The following is a 4,593-nucleotide window of genomic DNA, read 5'->3' as shown; positions in this document are numbered from 1 at the left end:
GCACAGGTTCGTGGTCATCCACGACGGCTATTTCTGCGCCGCCGAGGAGCCGGTGATCGTCGACAGGATCGCAGCGCTGCGGCCGGATGTGCTGCTCGTCGCCATGGGCGTGCCGCGCCAGGAATTGTGGATCGCGCGCCACATCGACGCCCGTCACTGCACGCTGCCGATCGCGGTTGGCGCGCTGCTCGATTTCCTGAGCGGCACGGTGCCGCGCGCGCCGCTGTGGATGCGCCGTCTCAGGCTCGAATGGCTGTTCCGGCTGCTGATCGAGCCAGGCCGCCTCTGGCGCCGCTACGTCGTCGGCAACCCGCTGTTCCTGTGGCGCGTCGCCAGGCAGAAATTCTCGGCCGCCGGAGCGCGTCCTTGAACAGCCGCTTCGTCCCGGATGCAACGGCCGAAGTCCAGCGGCTGCCGCCGGCGCCGACGGCCGCGGTGGTGACCGCCAGCTATGCGCCGGATTTTGAACGCTGCCGTCTGCTGTGCGAGACGATGGACCGCCAGCTTTCCGGGTTCGCGCGCCACTACATACTGGTCGAGCATCGCGACGTGGCGCTGTTTCGCCAACTGGAGAACCACCGTCGCATCGTCGTCGACGAACGCGATCTCCTGCCGCGCTGGCTGCATGTCGTCGACGATCCGTTCTCCCTGTTTCGCCGCCGCGTCTGGCTCAGCCTGAGGACGCAGCCGCTGCGCGGCTGGCATGCGCAGCAGCTCCGCCGCATCGCCATTGCCGGCCATGCTGGCGAGGACGTGCTGATCTTCTGCGATTCCGACGTCGCCTTTCTCAGGCCGTTCGACGCCAGTGCCTTCTGGCGTGACGGTAAGGTGCGGCTGTTCCGGCGCGATGGCGTCCTGGCGAACGATGGTCATGACGAACATCGCATCTGGTCGCGTAATGCCGGCGCGGCGCTCGGCATCGATCCGACCAAGATCACGGTGCACGATTACATTTCGACGCTGATCGCCTGGCGGCGCGAGACCGTCACGGCGATGTGCAGCCGGATCGAGAATGTGCATGGCCGCGACTGGGTCGCGGTCCTCGGCTCGGCGCGAAAATTCTCCGAATGCATGATCTACGGCCGCTATGTCGACGACGTGTCGGAGGGGGCCGGCCATTTTCACGGTTCGGAAGAATTCTGCCGCGTCCACTGGACCGGCGAGCCCCTGTCGGACGATGACTTCCGCCGTTTCGTTGCCGGCATGGCGCCCGAACAGGTGGCGATCGGCTTGCAGTCCTTCATCGGCACCGACATCGGCCGCATCCGCCGCCTGATCGGGCTCGCTTAGCCTAAGCAGAATTAGATGGCCTTGGCCGGCCTGCGCATCGCCGAGTAAGTGAGAAACGCCGAGGCGAGATAGAGCAGCAGGAAGACGACGTTGAGCGACAGCACCAGGTTGGACGTGTCGGCGATCGTCGTCAGCACATAGATCAGGAGCACCGCCTTGAGCCCGGCAAGCAGGCCGAGATTGAGCGCCCGGACGGCTGTCTGGCCGCGCGCGAACAGCAACTCGGCCTGGTATTCGACCAGATTGCGCAGGCCGGGCACGCAGATGGCTAGCGCCACCAGGGGCGCCGCCTCCGCGACATTCCTGCCCAGCGCGTTGGGGAAGAAATGCAGCACGATGCCGAGCGCGGCGAGCGCCAGCGTCGAGACCAGGAACACACCGCCCTCGATGCCGCTCTTGACGGCCAGCCGCGACAAGAGCTCCGGTGCCCGCATCATCCGTTGCACCAGCATCATCGAGAAGGTGCGGATCGGGATCGCCGTCAGGTCGACGAGGCGCATGATGATGGCGTAGATGCCGGCGAGATGAGCGCCGCCGATCGACAGCACCAGCAGCTTGTCGAACTCCATCTGCAGGTAGAACAGGACCTCGGCGCCGGCGACATAGATCGAGTCGGCGAGCCGCCTGAGATAAAGCTCGGTGCGCAGTCGCAGCCGCTGGCGCGGATAGAAGAAGCCGAAGGCGATGGCGAGCGAAGCCGCGTTGGCGCCGATGTAGTACCAGGACCAGACGCCGACGCTGTGCTGCGCCGCCAGCATGAACAGCACCGCGCCGAGCGCCCTTAGCGCGGTCGCCAGGATCGCCAGCACGGCGGCCCGGCCGAACTTGCCGAGCCCGTTGTTGACGATCAGCGCCACCTCGACCGGCCGCCACAGCAGCGCCTCGGCGAAGACGACCGCGGCGAACACCGGCAGCGGCACGGTGCCGGCGAAGAAGATCAGGTAGACGACGTAGGATGCCGCCGCCAGAACCGGCAGCGAGACGATGCCGAGCAGCAGGAAGCCGGCGGTGAAGGTGCCGATCAGGTTGGGGCGGATCGTGGCGGTGCGGTAGAGCGCCGAGATGAAGCCGAAAGCGAGGACGCGAGACAGCATGACGCCCGCCGCCGAAGCGGTGGCGAACATGCCGAATTCGGCGATCGACAGCGTGTTGGCCAGCGCGATGAAATAGGCGAGCGAGAACACCAGCCGTCCGCCCGCGCCGCTGATTGCGGAAAAATAATCGAAAACCAGCTTCCGGCGCGCGGCCACGAAGGCGCCGATCCGGGTGAGGCTCCGCCTCTGCGGTATGTCGCTGGCATGGGTCATAGATCCGCCGGACCATAGGCCGGAAAGCTTAACGTGCCGTTCTGGAGAGGCTTCGACTGCGCCCGAAAACCATGCAATCAGGGCGCGAAAACTCGCCTTTCTGGCGCCGAAATTAACCTTTTGTTTCCTATGCCTGTTTAGCGTGGCTTAACGATTGGCCGACCGCCTCTCCCAAGCCGCCGAAGAGTAAAGCTCCAAGACAATGGTCGACAGGGACAACCGTGAGGACTGGAGGCGTGAGCGCTCGCTGCTGGCGCTCGGTCAGGCCATGCGTGGCGAGGATGACGCCTCTCTGGTCGCGATCGGCGACCGCGCCAACCAGTCATGGCGCGAGGATGCGGCGGAGCGCCACCGTCTCGCACGCGCGCAGCGCGAGACGCGCTCGCCCGCCGGCGTCGAGCCGGGCCGATATCAGGCCGATCGGCAGCCGATCGCCAACGAACCGCACGTCGAGGACGGCTGGGCCAAGCGAAGCGACTATGCGCGCGAGGAGCCGGCGGGACTTTCGCAAGGCCACGCGCCTCAGGCCGCGCTCGATCCCCGCCATGCTGCGAACGTGCGGCGGCCCGCCGTCGACGATGCCGACAGCGAGCAGTGGAAGCCGCTGATCGACCCGATGCAGGTCGTGCGCGGCATTGCCCGCTCGAAGGCGCTGATACTCTCGACGACGATCCTCGGCGCGGCCCTCGGCGTCGCAATTGCCTTGTCGACGCCGAAGAAATACGAGGCCACGGCCGAACTCATCGTCGATCCGCGCGACCTCAAGCTCACCGATCGCGATCTCACACAGAACGTGGTCGCCTCCGACGCGACGCTGGCGATCGTCGAGAACCAGGTCCGCGTGCTCACCTCCGGCACGGTCCTCAACAAGGTCGTCGACAAGCTCAATCTCACCAACGATCCCGAGTTCAACGGGCAAGGTTCCGGCGGTCTCGGCGTCATGTCGATGATCCGCTCGATCCTGTCGCGCCACGATGCCGGCGCCGCCGACGATGCCCGCCGGCGCGCGCTCGCCGTCGGCAATCTGGCCGAGAGCCTGTCGGTCGAGCGCGGCGGCAAGACCTTCGTCATCTCGATCGGCGCCACCACCCAGAACGGCGAGAAGTCGGCCCTCATCGCCAACACCATGACCGACGTCTTCCTGCAGACCTTCGGCCAGATCCAGTCCGACACCGCCGGCCGCGCCACCGACGAGCTGACGGCGCGGCTCGACGAATTGCGCAAGGGCGTCGAGGCGGCCGAGCGCAAGGTCGAGGATTACCGGGCCACGCACGACCTCGTCGACGCGCAGGGCCATCTGATCAGCGACGACCAGATGCTGAAGCTCAACGAGCAGCTTTCCGTCGCCCGCGCCCGCACGCTGGAGCTCAACGCGCGGGCGGCTTCGGCGCGTTCGCTCAGCGTCAATTCGGTCCTCACCGGCACCTTGCCGGAAGAGATCAACTCCAACACCATGGGCGAACTGCGCGCGCAATATGCGGCGCTGAAGCAGGAGGCCGATCGCGCCGCCGTCCGGCTCGGCCCGCGCCATCCCGAACTGCAGGCGCTCAGCGCCCAGCTCGCCGGCGCGCGTGACCGCATCGCCGGCGAACTGCAGCGCATCGCTTCTTCGCTGCAGGTCGACCTGAAGCGCTCCGTCCAGCTGGAGCAGGATCTTGCCTCCCGCCTGGCGCAGGCCAAGGTGCAGAGCGGCGACGTCAACAGCGCGCTTGTCTCGCTGCGCGAGCTTGAGCGCGAGGCCGCGGCCAAGCGCTCCGTTTACGAGGCCTTCCTGCTGCGCGCCAAGGAAACCGGCGAGCAGAAGGACATCAACACCGCCAACATCAACGTCATCTCCAAGGCGTTTGCACCGCTCGAGGCGAAAGGACCGTCGCGCGCCGTGATGGCGCTCGCCGGCCTGCTGCTCGGCTTTGCTTCCGGTGTCGGGCTCGGCGCCATGCGTGGCGCCTATGAGAGCCTGCACGAAACCGCGACCTCGCGCTCGCGTCGCCGCGGA

4 protein-coding genes are annotated in these 4,593 nt (G+C 66.8%); 3 read left to right on the top strand and 1 reads right to left on the bottom strand.

Annotation, left to right across the window (positions count from 1 at the left end; translation table 11 throughout):
• Positions 1 to 370, top strand: a 370-nt coding sequence (locus EOA33_RS25160) for a WecB/TagA/CpsF family glycosyltransferase (RefSeq protein ID WP_127406858.1), incomplete at its 5' end; no start/stop codon positions are given.
• On the top strand, positions 367 to 1,290 hold the full coding sequence (locus tag EOA33_RS25155; RefSeq protein WP_127406857.1) for a DUF6492 family protein: 924 nt from the start codon (positions 367 to 369) through the stop codon (positions 1,288 to 1,290). The genes EOA33_RS25160 and EOA33_RS25155, both read left to right, overlap by 4 nt.
• Before the next feature lie 11 nt (positions 1,291 to 1,301).
• Here the strand turns inward: EOA33_RS25155 and EOA33_RS25150 are convergent, their stop codons facing one another.
• Positions 1,302 to 2,597, bottom strand: coding sequence for a lipopolysaccharide biosynthesis protein (locus tag EOA33_RS25150; protein ID WP_126056470.1), 1,296 nt, complete (start codon positions 2,595 to 2,597; stop codon positions 1,302 to 1,304).
• Between the two features lie 202 nt (positions 2,598 to 2,799).
• Between EOA33_RS25150 and EOA33_RS25145 the strand changes: the two genes are divergently transcribed.
• The coding region (locus tag EOA33_RS25145) for a GumC family protein (protein WP_127406856.1) at positions 2,800 to 4,593 on the top strand (1,794 nt) is incomplete at its 3' end.

It is taken from the genome of Mesorhizobium sp. M4A.F.Ca.ET.050.02.1.1 (genome assembly GCF_003997725.1).
Classification (GTDB): domain Bacteria; phylum Pseudomonadota; class Alphaproteobacteria; order Rhizobiales; family Rhizobiaceae; genus Mesorhizobium.
Note: the sequence above shows the minus strand (reverse complement) of the source record. Positions and strands in the feature narration are given on the sequence as shown.